Below are 15,974 nucleotides of genomic sequence, written 5' to 3' on the forward strand. Positions count from 1 at the left end.
ATGGATACAGTAAATAAACTTGAGACCCCTGTCACCAGTGGCGGGCCAAAAATGAGAGTTCCTCAGCCTTCCATGCTCACATGGGAAATCATACGCAAAGGCTTGGGTTATATCCTGCAAGGAAAAATGATCCTGGCCGATAGCCATGTGCCCGCAAGTGGACATGATGTGCCTGTGGATTTTGCTGGCGTTGGCGTTGCTACATCAGGAAATCCACAAGTGGATGATTATGTCATTGCCAGACTGAAGGAGTTGGGTATACAGCAGGTCAGGCTGGACTTTAGCTACTCCGATATCAACAGCGATGCTTCACGCCTGCTGGAAAAACTGCTCAGCGACGGGTTTTCCGTCATGCTTCACCTGGTACAGCCCTTTGAGGCCGCCATGGAGATGGAGAATCCTTCCGCACAACAAGTCTGGAGCATGTTCCTTCAGCAAGTACTGGAGCAGTTCGGCAGCCGCGTCAGCCTGATTGAAATCGGCTCTACTATTAACCGTAAGCGCTGGGCCGGCTATACCACGCCAGGCTTTCTCAAAACCTGGGAATTGGCCCATAAGGAAATCAAGCGTCGCAACATCAAGCTGGCAGGCCCCAACATCAGCGACTTTGAACCACTCTACAACATCGGGCTGCTGGATATACTCCGCACGCGCGGGCAACTGCCAGACGTGCATACCAACAACCTGTTTTGTGAACGTTCTACCGAGCCCGAGCGTTATGACCACCGCATTCTCAAATACAGGCAGGCGACAGCGCTCAAGTTCAACCTGGTGAAAAAGGCACGCCTGCTAAAAAAAATCACTTCAGACCACCAGGTGGCGGAAATAATGTCTCCGTCCGCATTCTGGACCTTGCCCCGCATACTGCGCCTCCTGCCCGATGGCGAACAGAAGCAGGCAGATTACCTGGCTCGCTACATGATCCTCTGTGCGGCCTCAGGAGCGCTAAGCAAGGCGTTCTGGGGACCCTTGATCTGCCACAGGGAAGGATTGATTGATGACGGCAGCGGCACATACCCTGCACTTGAACGCATTACCCATTACGCCAATGTGACCGGCAATATCGAACAGTTCCGCCCACGTCCCAGCTTCCATGCCATGAAAACCTTTGCTGACATGATTCCCGGACGCCATTATCTGGGGCCGTTGCGTACCAGCCATGGGCTTGAAATTCATGCCTTCAGTTCTAAAGATACCCTGCTGCATGCGATCTGGATGACTAATGGCAAAGGCGCCGTATTGGCTGACCACTATTCATTAGACGACCTAAAAGATGCCAGATACGTTGACAGGGACGGCAATCAGTCTGCAGCTATCATTGCACTGGCCAGCGAGTCACCAATCTACTTGCAATGGCCTATCTCCAGGAGCGTGACCTTGAAGCAAGAAAAAAGCCTCTTCGGCAACCTCTCCATCCAGCGGCATACTGATGAAAAATCGCATCATGCCTTTAATGAAAATGGGTGGAGCGGCATTTATATTGCGAGCGATGAAACAGAAGCATCTTTACTGCGCCAGGGACTTAATCCATCCCTGATTGGCAAACCGCCCAAAGAGGCACTGCTCCGTAATGCGCGTAACGCCATCTGGACTATTCCTGACCCGCGAAATCCAGAGCGCAAGCTCGTGATCAAACAGCCGGTCAAGATGCATATCCATAAAAAACTGTTTGATCAGTTCAAGCTGTCCAAGGCCAAGCGTAGCTGGAATGGTACCAATCAGCTGTTACGGAGAGGCGTTGAGGCAGCAGCTCCCATCGCCTTTTTTGAAAAGCGGGGGGACCGCTCTTTGCTGCAGAATTTCTATATTTGTGAATTCGTCAAAACAGACTTTTCCATCCGCGACATTTTTGCAGCTTTTAATGAGGGCAAGCAGGAGTACCAGGGAGTCACTCCTTCCCAGATATTCCCCCAGCTCACCCGTTACTTGCTGAACATGCATGACAAAGGCGTATTTTTCAGGGATCTGTCAGGCGGCAATATTCTGGTGACCAGGCTTGAGAATGACCAGCTGGCATTCTCATTGATAGACACCAATCGCGCGCATTTCTTCAACCACGCTACAAGCCTCTCCAAACGCTTGTCAGACCTTACGCGGGTCTGCATCAAGCTGCCATGGGAAAAGCGGGAGCAATTGGTGGGAATGTATCTAGAAGGGCTCAACCAGAAGTTCACCTTCAAACACAGGCTGCCTTTCCACCTATATGACCTTAAAGTGGGATTGAAAAAAAAGTTTGGAAGAAAAGCAATCCGCCGCCTCTTCAAGAACAAATAGCGATTTATTCAAATAAATTCGCCCTCAGTCATTGACAGGCCATGCCGCCATCATTAATATAGCGGCTCTTTTTCGGGGGTATAGCTCAGCTGGGAGAGCGCTTGCATGGCATGCAAGAGGTCAGCGGTTCGATCCCGCTTATCTCCACCAAAAAAGGGTGTCCGGTTGATATAACCGGACACCCGACGATCAGTCCCCATCGTCTAGAGGCCTAGGACATCGCCCTTTCACGGCGGTAACCGGGGTTCGAATCCCCGTGGGGACGCCACATTATCCCCGATGCTTTTCCATCAAATTCGCATCGGGGAATTCCTATTGCGGAATTCAGTCCATACCCCATATCAATAATCACCAAGCACACTTGTCTTTATCTATGTGGCTACCAAACTCAACTGTCTACGGGTAGCTTCTGAGCAATCTCAAGCTGGATGATGGTGTATCAATGGGATTGAGAGAGAAATTGAAGCAGGCGTTCTCCTCATTGGGAAAAGCCCGCAAATGACGATTGTCTCCATGTGCCTTCTGCACGGCCAAGCATTCATGTTGGGCAAAATAACGTAATTACGTCCGCAGTCCAGAAAAGTTGGAGCAATGGCTAATCCCCCATAAAAGCGCACGCTCCTGCAGCGCTCGCAATCTACCGAGAAACAGAGATGCCCAAACGGATCTGCATATCCCGTTCCCGATTGTAATCAAGCAGGGTTTCACCATACCCTGAAAATATCTGCAGGTGTGCAAAAGTCCCCATGCGAGAAAGAATCCGGTCGCTCAATGGATAAGAAATATCCAGCTGCCCGGTTGCGTAGCCGCCTGTGCCTTGTCTATACAATCCATTAACCATCAACCCATCCTCGCGGCCGTACCGTACCTGCCAGTCGACGTAGCCACGATACCTCTGAATATCTCGGTTATCCTCTTTGTCCAGGTAGCCATATATCTTGGGGAAAAGTGTCAGGCGCTTGCCATTTGCCAAATCGAGGTACCAGCTAGGCCTTATATAAGCGACATTCATTGACCTAGAATCCAGCCCGCCCTGCCCGTTTGACTCATGCTCCAATCCCACGCGCCATTCATCAGGAAATACGCCACGCGCGCTTCCCGCCCATCGATAAAACACACTGGGCCTGTAGCTTGTATCACGGAATGGGCTAGAATCTCCCCCGATATCCCATAAGGTCGTTTGCGTGTAGGCAAAATACAGGTTACTCAGAAAAGGGGCAAACTGGGCCACTGAGCCTTGTGGCTCAAATGGGCGATATTTGAAGCTGATCTGGAAGCGTGCATCGGCCCCATGCTCATCACTTGACCCAACCAGGAAGTAAGTGGGCTCATTAGGAGATACTGCGGGCTCATCTTCCGGTTTTGCGATCAGCACTTGGGGAGCCGCAACATTAGTGCTGGCCCCAGCCTCGGCAGGTTCCTGCGTCACAGCTGCTATTGGTCCTGTATCATCATCATTGCTGGATAGGAGCAACACGCGGTTTGAAGCCTGTCCCACAAGCTCAGCACGTATCACCCCGATGAAATCCTGCTGAGGCACGCCACTATAGATACGCCGTTGGCTATTTTCAGCAGCATCTTCCAAAGTCACCGCTATCACTTCAGAAGTTGCAGCTCCCGATAACTTGAGTTGTAACGTGGACGGCCAGCTGGCCATATCCTGCGGCTTAATAACCTGCAGCGAAAGTGTTTGCCCAACATTGACAGATTCTCGCTGCGGCACGATCAACCATGATTCATCCGCCATCGCACTCAAGGACACTGCCAGGCCAAGGAGGCCCAATAGGCCATGGCTAATACACTGAGCTAAGCGCATTCAAAATTCCTATCCTCAACAAGTTTTCCTACTATAGTAAGCAACGCAGGAAATGAAATAGCCAGGGAGCAATAGACTGGTATTACATTCAATGCCTGATCATCTCAGCTCTAGGCTTTAATCGCAACGATACGTTGCAACACGGCAGGATCTGGAGCTGATTGCAACATACCCTCCTCATAAGCCATTACTCGGAATACAGGCTGAAAAACATGCAGCAACTCATTGGGCGCTAATAAAAAATCCGGATTGCTTGGCCTGCCGAAGGCTTCATGCCCCTGCATAAAAGTCTCATAAATCAACACGCCGCCAGAAGCCAGGCTATGGTTTAACAAAGGCAGCAAGGGGCGATACAGGTAGCGACACACCACGATGGCGTCAAATCTTGAATCGGCATATGACCATTCACCATTTTCCAGATCCACATGCCGGATAGCGATATTGGCAACTTCCCGCATACCATACAGGGCAGATTCATCCTTGTCCGCAGCCTCGACCTGAAAGCCTTGGCTGGCAAGCCAGCGTGCATTTCTGCCTGTTCCTGACGCAAGGTCCAGCACACTGCCTTCAGGCCTAATATGGGCGCTATGCCTCATTACCCAGCTTGAAGGTTGGGGGCTATGTATTTTCATGGTGGATTAAGCTGGAGCTGGTAAGAAGGGATGCCATTGTCGATCAGTTGATAAGCCCCGTGCAAGCTTAAATGGCTGTCATCAAAATACAAAGCCTTGCCCTCCAACACTGCTGGACAATCTCCGGCCTTGCAGAGAATATCCACCGGCTTGATCGCATGCATATTTTCACCATAGGGCAGGCTATCAAGCTGCTTAATGATATAGGAATTTCGTTCGAGATAATATTGTGCACTGCTCATCCTTTCCATGTTGAGGCGGGGTTTGCTATGAAAAATAGTCAGCGGCGTCAGGGCCTTGGTGATATCCAATGGCAATTCGGGGATAGGGTAAAGGATATAGACCGTTTTTCCGGCCTTAAGTAAGCGATGGATTATCTCACGATAGCTTTTCCAGTAAATCTGTCTCAACTCTTCCGCTGACCTGTCAGCATACAATCCACCGAATTTGTTGACAGGACTTTCATCAGTAGTTGCGGGGTAATGATTGCCAAGCTCGCCAAACAAGAAACGCGTATAGCTAAACCCTATCAACACGTGACTGATCTCATGTTCATTTTCCAGATACTGCAGAGATTCATTAATCCACTCTGTACAACCGGGTTGCCGGGCCTCAAATTGCAACGCAGGAGGACAACCGCTGAAACTCAAATGCAGCACGCCCTGCCCGCTTGGCTTGAGTCTGTCGGCTAGCGCATAAGCCAGTTCTACCGTATGGCTGTCCCCAAAGCTTGCCCATCGCACCTGCCTGCCAAAATAACGGCAGCTCTGCTGCGGCTTGAGAAAATCTTTACCTCCAGTATGGCATTCCTCACGTTTGGGGCTGGATTCCACGCTCTGAGCCAGTTCATGATGATCGAAACGCTGCGGAAGTCCCTTGAATATTATTCCTGATATTCCCATTAGTAGAATCAGGGCAATTGAAAAAGATGAAAGCCGGAAAATGCGTTTCCTATCAAACCTGGACTTGCTCCTGAATGGCTGCTCCACCAAGTAATAGCTTGAGATGGCCAGGAGTGAGCTCATGGCAATAGCCACCCAGAACATGCCAGTACCAGGCTCGCCCAGGCTTTTCATGCGTAAAAAGGCAAACAGTGGCTGATGCCAGAGATAGAGCGAATAGGATATCAAGCCAATACCCACCATCAGCTTAGAAGAGAGCAACCTTCCAACCACCGTCTGTTCGTTGCTGCATGCAATCACCAGGCATGTGCCCATCACTGGCAGCAGGGCATAAACACCGGGAAATGGCGTATGTTCATCCAGGGAAAAAATGGCCAGCATGATCAGCAGCAATCCTGACGCGCTACCCACTTCCCTGCTCCATCGCGGCAATGGGGTATCGGATACCCTGGAGAATGCAAGCAATGAGCCGGCAAACAGCTCCCATGCCCGGCTGAAAATCAGGTAAAAATTGGCATCCCGAGCCTGTTGGCTGAGCAGGTATTCAGAACATGCCAATGATAATAGGGACAAGAAAATTATCAGTAATGCCAGTCTCGATCGACCGACAAACCAGAGCATGGAAACCAGTAAGGGGAAAAACACGTAGTACTGCTCTTCCACTGCCAGGCTCCAGGTATGCAGCAGAGGCTTCTCATCGGAGGCGGTAGAGAAATAGCCGCTGGTCAGGTAGAAGAATATATTGGAGCAGAAACTTGCTACGGAAACCAGGCTTTGTGCATAAGTTTGCAGCAGGGAGGACGGCATCACGATATAAGCCGCAATGCTGGTGGCAATCAGCACCACGGTCAGTGCAGGAAGTATCCGCCTTGCGCGCCGCTCATAGAAATTGACGATGGAGAAGCGTCCTGCTTCCAGTTCTTCAAGGATGATACTGGTGATCAGGTAGCCGCTGATCACAAAAAAGATATCCACCCCGACGTAGCCGCCGCTGAACCCCAGCAGGCCGGCATGGAACAGCAACACCGCCACCACGGCCACGGCTCTCAGCCCATCTACCTCGCGCCTGTATCTCAACCCAGCCCCTTCAGTTAATCCTGATTGATAGGCAAACCATTGCTGAGATAGTTCTCAGGCAGGCATTCCGGCTATCACATCAGATTAAAAAACAGGCGGGAAAAGATGCTGACGCTATACCATCGGTAGAATATGAACCTTGCTGACATCGAGCTTGAAGGCAAGGGGTTGATCCAACTCGAAGTGATGATGGCTTGCGGCCTGGAGCTGGAATACTTCAGTACCGCCATCCACCCTGACAAACAGGCGCACAAGATTTCCCAGTCGCAAAATATTACTGACAAATCCATGCAGGGCGGCAATTTCATCCTGGGTGGTAATTTCCAGGGCATCCGTTGGCAACACCCACTCCAAGTAGCCTCCAGGCAAAACTGCTTGCTTGGTAGGCACCTTCAGCAAATGGCGCCCCAGCTTCAACGTTACCATCGCATTATCTTGAACCACGACTTCACTCCGAAATATATTGTGCAGGCCCACCAGCTCAGCCACCCGGCGGCTAACGGGTTGGCGAGTCACATTAGCAGGTGAGCCCACTTGCAAAATACGGCCATTGTCTATCAGCGCAACCCGGTCTGCCAGCATACTGGCTTCGTTCAGGTCATGAGTCACCATGATGATAGGAATCTTCAGGCCAGCCTTAAGCTCGGCAAGCTGGACATAAAGGCTTTCACGAGTGATGCTGTCCAGGGCGGAAAATGGCTCGTCCAGTAGCAGGATGGACGGTTCTGCTGCCAACGCCCGTGCTAACGCCACTCGCTGTTGTTGTCCGCCCGACAGCTCAGCTGGTTTTCGCTTGGAATAATCAGACAGGTGGACTCTTTCCAGCCATTTCCGTGCCTGGCGGGTTTGTTCATGACGTGGGAGGTGGTGTAATCCTGCACACACATTGTCCAGCGCACTCATGTGCGGAAACAAGCCATAGTTTTGCGGCACATAACCCACGCGACGCTGTTGCGGGGCAAGGCGAACACGCTGGTCAAACCAAACATTGCTGCCCAGTTCAATAGAGCCGGACTGTGGGTATTGCAAACCGGCGATCAGCCGCAGTACGGTGGATTTTCCGCTACCGGAAGGGCCAAGCAGTGCAAGCAATTCACCCTCACCACACTGTAACTCTGCTTGTAGGGCAAAAGGTTGCTGCAGCGTGGCCTTGAGCCTCAGCTCATAGTTCATGATACCCTCCACGGCGCCCGAACTTTCTGGAAAGACTATTGGCCAGTGCCAGCACTACCACAGAGAATACCAGCAACATCAGCGACATATTGCCAGCTGCAGCAAAATCCAGAGCCTGTACACGGTCGTAAATACTGATGGCAATGGTCTTGGTCTCACCAGGCAGGCTACCTCCCACCATCAGGACTACGCCAAACTCCCCCAACGTATGCGCAAAAGTCAGCACAATTGCAGTGACAATTCCTGGCCAGGCAAGGGGAAGCTCAACGGTAAACAGCATGCGCAAGGACGACATGCCGCAACAGGCAGCAGCATCCCGAACATCCTGGGGGATCGCCTCGAAGCCCCTTTGTATGGGTTGTACGGCAAAAGGAATATTGACAATGATGGAGGCGAGCAACAGGCCGGAAAAATGGAAGACCAGAAAGTGGCCGGTGGTCTGCATCAGCCATTGTCCCAGCCATGACTGGTTTCCCAGGCCTACCAGCAAGTAATACCCCACCACGGTAGGTGGCAATACCAAGGGCACAGCCAGCAGTGCTTCAGCTACAGGCTTGCCAACAAATCTACGGTAGGCAAGAAAACGCGCCGTGAATAATGCGACCGGTATCAGTACAAGGATCGTCATGGCTCCCAGCTTGAGCGAGAGCCATAAAGCCGTCCAATCCATTAATTGGCTTCACCAGGCAAGACAAAGCCATAGCGACGGAAGATTTCCCTGGCGGCAGGTTGCTGTAGATAGTCATAAAAAGCCTTGGCTGTACTGTCTGCATTCTTGAGCAATACCATGCGCTGCTTTTGCGGGCTATGCCAGCTTTCTGGGATCTCGGCATAATTCACGGTGTTGATGACCTGCGGTGACTTGACTAAGGAAAGCGCCACAATACCACCATCGGTGGAGCCGCTGGTGGCAAACTGGGCAGCCTGCGAGACATTCTCACCCAGTACCAATTTGGACTGAATATCTTCCCAAAGGCCCGCATGCTTCAATACTTCCACTGCACGGCGGCCATAAGGCGCATGCTCAGGATTGGCAATAGCAAAGCGTTGAAGCTTGCCGCTCTTGAGTGCGGCAGCCAGCCCTTTCAGTTCACTATCCACTTGCAGGGAAGCATTTTTAGGCGTCACGATGACCAGGTGGCCGGTAGCGTACAATACGCCTTCATCCTTGGTCAGGCCGGCAGTAGAAAGCTTGAGCACATAGTCTTCGTCTGCCGAGAGAAACAACTGGAAGGGGGCACCATTCACAATCTGTGTTGTAATGGCGCCGGATGCGCCATAAGTCACAGCCAGCTTTTCACCAGATTGCTGCTCGAATGATTTGGATAGCTCCTCCAGTACAAACTTGAGATCTGCAGCGGCTGCAATATTCGTAGGTGCTGCCTGAGCCACTGCTGTGAACAACACGAGTAACAAGGGGGCCAGAATGCGTGAAAAAGCGAATTTCATATACGTTCTTTCGGAGGTTAAGTAGATTTTAAGTTAAGTGGGATTGAATAGAAGTAAGTAAAAGCATTATCTCCATACAAATATAACGAAATTATATAGACCGCGCCACCAAAATAGAATCATGTCTCAACAAACAACTCCACCCCCCAATACAGCAGGTTTGCAGTGGCAAGATGGCCAGCCCTACTCTACCCTGTATGGTGACGTCTACTTTTCGCGTGCCAGCGGGCTGGAAGAAACCCGCCATGTTTTCCTGCAGCACAATCAACTGGCAGAACGCTGGCAGTCCATGCAGGCAAACAGTTTTACGATTGCTGAAACCGGTTTTGGCACTGGACTCAATTTTCTCTGTGCATGGCAGCTATGGCGTCATCAAGCACCGGATAATGCCCGGCTCCATTTCGTCAGTACTGAAAAATATCCATTATCACGCGCTGATCTTGCCCAGGCATTGGCACTGTGGCCTGAACTGGATCAGCTCGCCCAGGCATTACTGGCGCAGTATCAGCAATTGGCGCCAGGCTGGCACCGCCTGGTGTTTGATCAGGGCCGTGTCAGCCTGACTTTACTGATTGGTGACTTGCTAGACACGCTGCCAGCATTACGCGCCAGGGTAGACGCATGGTTTCTGGATGGATTCTCCCCGGCCAAGAACCCGGACATGTGGCAGCCAGTCTTGTTTGAGCTGATGGCAAGCCTTTCGCACCAACACACTACTTTTTCCACATTCACCAGCGCAGGATCGGTCAAGCGTGGATTGCAGGCTGCCGGGTTTGAAGTTGGCAAGGTAGCCGGGCATGGCAAGAAGCGTGAGATGCTGTGCGGCAGGTTTACACAGGGAACCAAACCAAGCTCCTTGCCTGCCGGCAAGGCGATTGTGGTTGGAGGCGGCATTGCAGGTACCTCAAGCAGCCGCGCCCTGGCTGATCGTGGCTGGCAGGTGACCCTGATAGAGCAGCATGCCGGCTTGGCCCAGGAGGCATCGGGCAATCCACTCGGAGTGCTCTACCCCAAGCTTGCACGCAAGGATGTTCCCTTGGGCCGTTTGTCCCTGGCCGGTTATTTATATAGCCTGCGACTGCTGCAACAATTAGAGATAAGCCCTGACGATCATGCTCGCTGTGGCATGTTGCAACTGGGCTATGATGCCGATGAACTGGAGCGCTGCCATGCGATTGCTGCACGCAAATTCCCGGCGGATTTACTCTGCATGGTTGATAAAGGGCAGGCCAGCAAGCTGGCGGGCGTTCCCCTGGAATATGAGGCAATGTTCTTCCCGGAGGCTGGCTGGGTAAGGCCAGCCGCGTTTTGCCGTGCGCTGGCTCAACATCCTGGCATCGAACTGGTAACGGGAACCCGGGCCACGCAGTTAAAACGTGCTGGTGAACTTTGGCAGTTCTGGGATCAGGATAATTTGCTGGCAGAAGCGCCCCTGGTAATTATTGCCAATGCCAACCAGGCAGCCAGTTTTTTCCAGGCAGCCCACTTGCCGCTAGAGCCGGTGCGCGGGCAAATCACCCAGCTCAAACAGGCAGGCATCAGCCGACATCTGCATACTCTGCTCTGCACAGATGGCTATATCAGCCCATCAGTACATGGCGAGCATTGCCTGGGCGCTACGTTTTCCCCGGCTGATACCGGGCTGGATATACGTCAGGCCGATCATGCGCAAAACCTGGCCATGCTCCAGCGCATATCCCCTGCCCTGTACGAGGCCTTGTCAGTTCAAACACCTGCTGAAGGGCGTGCAGCCCTGCGCTGTACCACTATGGACTATTTACCCATGGCTGGCCCGTTGCTGGATCACCAGGCATTGGCAATAAAACCGCCGCGCCATACTGCCAATCCCGCCACCCTGCCCTGGCTGCAGGGGCTCTATGTCAATATCGGCCATGGATCAAAAGGCCTCACCACTGCGCCTTTGGCAGCAGAGATGCTTGCCAGCGCCATCTCTGGCGAACCTGCGCCAGTAGATGCTGGCCTCCTGGCTGCATTGGATCCTAACCGTTTCTTGCTGCGAACCCTGGGGCTGAAACGGCTGGTTCATGGTCTTGCCAGCCATCCATCAATGTGACTGGGTATGGTTTAATTCAGGTTATGAATCCCGATCAACTCCTACACTCCGCCGTCAATGCGCATCGCAATGGACGGCTGCCAGAGGCAGAAACCCAATATCGCCAGTTACTTTCCATGCAGCCCAGGCATGCCGATGCCTTGCATCTGCTTGGTATACTCTGCCACCAGTCACGCCGGCACCAGGAAGCTGTCAGCCTGATTGAACGCGCACTGGCCATCACCCCGCGCAACCCAGACTTTCACAACAACCTGGGACTGGCACTACAGGCTTGTGGGCGAATTGATGACGCCATCAGCCATTTCAATCGCGGGCTCGACATCTCGCCTGAAGATACAGACCTGCTTGGCAATCTTGCCTCAGCCTGCCATGCGGCAGGCCAACTGCAGGAAGCCATTTCAAGCTATAAAAAATTACTGCATATCAATCCGCAAGATCAGGACACTATCGCTGCCTTGAGCCACGCGCTGCAAGCACTAGGCAATCAGCAGCAACAGCATGGGCACTATGCCGCAGCGGAAAAAGCCTATCAGGAAGCTATAGCCATAGAGCCACAAAATGCTGCCCTACATTACAACCTGGGCAATGCCCAGCGAGAACTAGGCAAACCTGCCGAAGCCGCTGCCAGCTATCAGCGTTCGATCGAACTATCCCCGCACGATGCCGACAGTCACAACAACCTGGGCAACGTACTGCGAGAACTGAGACAGTTGGAACAAGCCATGGCCTGCTACCAGCGTGCGCTGGAACTCAATCCTGCGCTGTACCATGCAAAAGTGCATCTGGTACACCAGAAGCAACATGCCTGCGATTGGCAGGATATTGAAAAGGACATCCTGCAAATTCGGGAATGGGTCTCCACAACACCGCAAGCCCAGATTTCACCTTTTGCCTTCCTCGCAATGCCGGAAACCACGGCAGCAGAACAAAAGCAGTGTGCCATGAACTGGACCAGCAACCGTTATGCCAAGCTCATGCATGAGCCTTCACTTGTTCAAAAAGGGGTAACGCGCCGGATTGGCCCGGGCAATAAACTGCGCATTGCCTATCTTTCGGGAGATTTCCGCCTGCATCCGCTCGCCTCTCTTGTCACGGAAATGCTGGAGCTGCATGATAGAGCAAGGCTTGAGGTCTATGCCTACTCATATGCCATCAATGATCAAACACCGGAACGTCAGCGCCTTGAACAAGCCGTTGATCACTTTGTCGATATACTGCCACTCTCCATGCATGAAGCGGCCCAGAACATACATGCGGACCAGATAGATCTTCTGGTAGACCTGACAGGCTATACTCAGGGCAGTCGCACCGGCATTCTGGCGTTACGCCCTGCTCCCATTCAGGCGGCATGGCTAGGATTTCCCGGGACGATGGGGGCGCCGTTTATCGACTATATCATCAGCGATGCCTTTATTACCCCGCCGGAACAAGCCGCACATTACAGTGAACAACTGGCCTTGCTGCCTCACGCTTACCAGCCCAATGATCGTCACCGGCCTGTTGCAGCTGCACCATCCCGCAATGAATATGGATTGCCAAATAACAGTTTTGTCTTTTGCTGCTTCAACCAGAGCTTCAAGATCGTGCCGCAAGTATTTGCCAGCTGGATGCGCATCTTGCAGGCAATCCCGGAAAGCATATTGTGGCTGCTGGAGTGTAACTCCATCGCCAAGGCAAACCTGCAGCAGGAAGCTCAAAGGCAGGGAATCGATCCAGCGCGACTGGTCTTCGCCCAGCGTATTCCCATGGATCAGCACCTCGCACGGCACAAGCTGGCAGACCTGTTTCTGGATACCGCGCCCTACAATGCCCACACCACAGCCAGTGATGCCTTGTGGATGGGCCTCCCCCTGGTCACATGTTCTGGCAATACCTTCGCCAGCCGTGTGGCAGGAAGCCTGCTTCAGGCCGTTGGTCTGAACGAACTTATTACGCGCAACCTTACAGATTACGAGGCGCTTGCCATCAAGCTGGCAAATGACCCTGTCCTGCTCGGCACCTACAAGCAGCATTTACAAGCGCCCTCTCAAACTGCCTTGTTTGATACCGCTGGCTTTACCCGGGAAATCGAAGCGCTCTACTTCAAACTGCAGGCATTGCCTCTGCTTCAAGCAAGTTAGCTGTGGCCTGCTGGGTCTCGTTCGGCAAACTGCTCAGCATGGCCATGGCGGCAATATTGATATCGGCCACCAGGATGCTGCTCATGGCTCCTTCCAGGTCAAACACAGGGACAGACACCGTCAGGCAGAAGTCCTCAGTAGCGATTGAAAGATAGATGCTTGAAATATAAGGGTTCTTCGAGTTGTTGACCGCACTATAGTATGCCTGCAGGCTGCGGTCAGCCCCAGCTCCCCCTGCCTTGATCTTGCCGTACATATTGGGGTTGATCCAGTTGGCATATCGCTGGCTGCCGTCAATATTCAGTTCGAACACCACTTCAAAAAACGGATAATCGGCAAAACAGCCATCCAGGCAATGCGCATCCTGAGACCTTGGGAGGGTTTGCAGCATCTTGAGGGCATTGAGCGCGCGCGACTGCCAGTCCGAATATTCCTCGCTACGCGGCAACACCAGCCTGGGCGGATTGGACTCCACCACCACGATGCTGCCTATATTTGACTTGCCGATCTTCTTCAATGACGCGGCACGCTCTGCGGCTGCCACACTGTTGGAGATACGCCCTTGTGTGCCATTGACAACGGCAATCGATACACTCGCAACAGGGTGGTCCTTGCCATCCTCCGTTGTGAAAAAGCCGCGTTCCAGATCGCTGCTATCGTAAAGATGGACTGCAAGCGCCTGGAAGTGGCTGATAACCTTGAGCAGTACATCAACCAGGTGATGGTCTTCGTGGTCGAGAATCAGGACAAAATCGTCACCGCCAATATGCCCGACCAGCGTCCCGGTCTGATTATGGAACTCCTGCCGCACGATTTCAGATAGCAGCCGGATCATGGCGTCGCCACGTATGAATCCGTAACGATCGTTATATGCCTTGAAGTGGTCAAGATCAATGTAGACCAACTGGGTAGAGGGATTGTTGCGTAAACTCACATCCAGCGACTGGCGTAAAGTAGGGCCAGTGGTCAACTGGCTTAACGGGTGCAGATTGCCGGAACTGGTCTTGCGGTTAATGATCTGCGACATGATCTCCAAGGGATGGATGATACCAACATATACACCATCATCGCTCACCATGATCCACGGCTCAATCTCACCACGCTCGAGATAAAGCCCTCGCGCCAGTTGTGAGGAAGGCATGCGTGAGGTAATCATGCGAGGCAGGGCATCGCAGTAGTTGCCCAACGCATCATTGCGATGAGTAAACACCTTTCCGCGCTTGAGCAAGCCAATCGGGCGCAAATTATCCAGCACCACCGCGCAGGCAATATCAGGGTTATCAATGAAAATCTGCCTCGCCTGGTCTATTGGCGTATTCACCTCTATCGTAATACCTCGACTAACAAACTCGTTGAGGCGAAATTCATCCGGTATCGGTGAGCGATGGGATTCATCACGCATGGGCAGCGCAGTCACCGTTTTGGCAGGACTCACTGTCGGTTTTGCAAAATAATAGCCTTGTGCGTACACCAGCCCAAGATCCTGACAGTAAGTGATATCCTCAACCCGCTCCAGTCCTTCGGCCACGATTGTGCATCCAAGCCTCTGCGCCATGGAGATAATGGCTTCGAGCAATACAGTACGGACACGGCTACCCTGGGCTTCATGCACGATGGTACGGTCTATCTTGATAAAATCCGCCCTGACCACTGCGAGAGTGCTCAAGCCATTGAATCCTGAACCCATGTCATCAAGCGCTATCCTCAAGCCCTCCATGCGGATCGCATCACAATGCTTGGCCAGCAGCTCGGGAGAAACATCCTCGCTTTCCACAATCTCCACCACCACATCGCGCTGCTCTATCCCATGCCGATCAAGCGCCGCCAGCATCAGGTCCAGCCAATCGTTGCGCATAATGGTCTGTGGCAACACATTGATGAAAAGAGGTGTTCCATGCGGAATGGCATCAGCCTTGCCCGCCAGCGCCAGATTCTGGCACACCATATCCAGTTCAACTTCGCGGCTGACTTGGCGCGCCAGCCGGAATGCCTCCTCCCCATTCAGAAGGTTGCCGCTGGGATCCTGCAGGCGGCATAGCGCCTCATAGCCAAAGATCTTGCCATTCTGCGTAAAATCGACAATCGGTTGAAAATGCATCTGGACATGCTTGCTCAAGTCATCCAGCAACCAGGGATGGCGCATGCGGGCATAAAATGTATTGAACGGCATGATGTTCGCCATCCAGACAGAGATATCCATCTCCCCTTCCGGCAAGTACCAGACATAAGACTCATCAAGCACTGGCTCGGGGATTTCCTCCGCCAGCTGGTTCAAAGTCATCAGTAGCTCATGGTCATCCTTGCAGGGATAAGTCATGACGGAGTCCTGGGACGCGAAGCCAGGCTCCCGCAGATTATTGTGCTGCAGGGATCGGTTTGGCGTTTTAATATAAAGCAGCATGTCGGCACAATAAACAGTAGTGAATATTGTGCAGGTTGATGCAAGCCTTATGCCAT

The 15,974-nt window shown here is 52.5% G+C and carries 10 protein-coding genes and 2 tRNA genes; 5 read left to right on the plus strand and 7 right to left on the minus strand.

Going from position 1 to position 15,974, the window contains the following annotated elements; all coding sequences use genetic code 11:
- The 3 genes from LG200_RS05815 (at position 1) to LG200_RS05825 (ending at position 2,542) form a co-directional block, all read left to right on the plus strand.
- Positions 1–2,274, plus strand: a complete 2,274-nt coding sequence (locus tag LG200_RS05815) for a lipopolysaccharide kinase InaA family protein (RefSeq protein ID WP_226756636.1) — start codon at positions 1–3, stop codon at positions 2,272–2,274.
- A 74-nt stretch (positions 2,275–2,348) separates the two neighbouring features.
- Positions 2,349–2,424: transfer RNA gene (locus LG200_RS05820), tRNA-Ala, on the plus strand.
- A 42-nt stretch (positions 2,425–2,466) separates the two neighbouring features.
- A tRNA-Glu gene (locus LG200_RS05825) sits at positions 2,467–2,542 on the plus strand.
- A 369-nt stretch (positions 2,543–2,911) separates the two neighbouring features.
- Here the strand turns inward: LG200_RS05825 and LG200_RS05830 are convergent.
- The 6 genes from LG200_RS05830 to modA all read right to left on the minus strand — a co-directional run bounded on the left by LG200_RS05830 (position 2,912) and on the right by modA (position 9,323).
- On the minus strand, positions 2,912–4,090 hold the full coding sequence (locus tag LG200_RS05830) for a phospholipase A (RefSeq protein ID WP_226756637.1): 1,179 nt from the start codon (positions 4,088–4,090) through the stop codon (positions 2,912–2,914).
- Between the two features lie 110 nt (positions 4,091–4,200).
- Positions 4,201–4,722 (minus strand): class I SAM-dependent methyltransferase, encoded by a 522-nt coding sequence (locus tag LG200_RS05835; protein WP_226756638.1) that lies wholly within the window; start codon positions 4,720–4,722, stop codon positions 4,201–4,203.
- Positions 4,719–6,701: an acyltransferase family protein gene (locus tag LG200_RS05840; protein ID WP_226756639.1), complete on the minus strand. Its 1,983-nt coding sequence runs from the start codon at positions 6,699–6,701 to the stop codon at positions 4,719–4,721. The genes LG200_RS05835 and LG200_RS05840 overlap by 4 nt, the downstream gene beginning before the upstream one ends.
- A gap of 114 nt (positions 6,702–6,815) precedes the next feature.
- Entirely contained in the window at positions 6,816–7,874 is a 1,059-nt protein-coding gene (locus tag LG200_RS05845) for an ABC transporter ATP-binding protein (RefSeq protein ID WP_226756640.1), read from the minus strand.
- On the minus strand, positions 7,864–8,544 hold the full coding sequence (modB, locus tag LG200_RS05850; protein ID WP_226756641.1) for a molybdate ABC transporter permease subunit: 681 nt from the start codon (positions 8,542–8,544) through the stop codon (positions 7,864–7,866). The genes LG200_RS05845 and modB overlap by 11 nt, the downstream gene beginning before the upstream one ends.
- A complete protein-coding gene (gene modA / locus LG200_RS05855) occupies positions 8,544–9,323 on the minus strand; it encodes a molybdate ABC transporter substrate-binding protein (protein ID WP_226756642.1) in 780 nt (259 codons plus the stop codon). Before modA ends, modB begins: the two co-directional genes overlap by 1 nt.
- Before the next feature lie 121 nt (positions 9,324–9,444).
- Between modA and mnmC the strand changes: the two genes are divergently transcribed.
- Both mnmC and LG200_RS05865 read left to right on the plus strand, forming a co-directional pair.
- Complete coding sequence (mnmC, locus tag LG200_RS05860; protein WP_226756643.1) at positions 9,445–11,397, plus strand: bifunctional tRNA (5-methylaminomethyl-2-thiouridine)(34)-methyltransferase MnmD/FAD-dependent 5-carboxymethylaminomethyl-2-thiouridine(34) oxidoreductase MnmC; 1,953 nt, start codon at positions 9,445–9,447, stop codon at positions 11,395–11,397.
- A 23-nt stretch (positions 11,398–11,420) separates the two neighbouring features.
- Positions 11,421–13,517 (plus strand): tetratricopeptide repeat protein, encoded by a 2,097-nt coding sequence (locus LG200_RS05865; RefSeq protein ID WP_226756644.1) that lies wholly within the window; start codon positions 11,421–11,423, stop codon positions 13,515–13,517.
- On the opposite strand, the gene LG200_RS05870 is transcribed toward LG200_RS05865, so the two are convergent.
- Positions 13,480–15,918, minus strand: a complete 2,439-nt coding sequence (locus LG200_RS05870; RefSeq protein ID WP_226756645.1) for an EAL domain-containing protein — start codon at positions 15,916–15,918, stop codon at positions 13,480–13,482. The genes LG200_RS05865 and LG200_RS05870 overlap by 38 nt on opposite strands.
- Positions 15,919–15,974: the final 56 nt, after the last annotated feature.

Source organism: Methylobacillus caricis, from assembly GCF_020532705.1.
Taxonomy (GTDB): domain Bacteria; phylum Pseudomonadota; class Gammaproteobacteria; order Burkholderiales; family Methylophilaceae; genus Methylobacillus; species Methylobacillus caricis.

What these genes read in the sequence shown, in the direction of transcription:
- modA (WP_226756642.1), bottom strand. Translation starts at nt 9,323, where the DNA reads ATGAAATTCGCTTTTTCACGCATTCTGGCCCCCTTGTTACTCGTGTTG.
- LG200_RS05830 (WP_226756637.1), bottom strand. Translation starts at nt 4,090, where the DNA reads ATGCGCTTAGCTCAGTGTATTAGCCATGGCCTATTGGGCCTCCTTGGC.
- LG200_RS05870 (WP_226756645.1), bottom strand. Translation starts at nt 15,918, where the DNA reads ATGCTGCTTTATATTAAAACGCCAAACCGATCCCTGCAGCACAATAAT.
- LG200_RS05815 (WP_226756636.1), top strand. Translation starts at nt 1, where the DNA reads ATGGATACAGTAAATAAACTTGAGACCCCTGTCACCAGTGGCGGGCCA.
- LG200_RS05865 (WP_226756644.1), top strand. Translation starts at nt 11,421, where the DNA reads ATGAATCCCGATCAACTCCTACACTCCGCCGTCAATGCGCATCGCAAT.
- LG200_RS05845 (WP_226756640.1), bottom strand. Translation starts at nt 7,874, where the DNA reads ATGAACTATGAGCTGAGGCTCAAGGCCACGCTGCAGCAACCTTTTGCC.
- mnmC (WP_226756643.1), top strand. Translation starts at nt 9,445, where the DNA reads ATGTCTCAACAAACAACTCCACCCCCCAATACAGCAGGTTTGCAGTGG.
- LG200_RS05835 (WP_226756638.1), bottom strand. Translation starts at nt 4,722, where the DNA reads ATGAAAATACATAGCCCCCAACCTTCAAGCTGGGTAATGAGGCATAGC.
- modB (WP_226756641.1), bottom strand. Translation starts at nt 8,544, where the DNA reads ATGGATTGGACGGCTTTATGGCTCTCGCTCAAGCTGGGAGCCATGACG.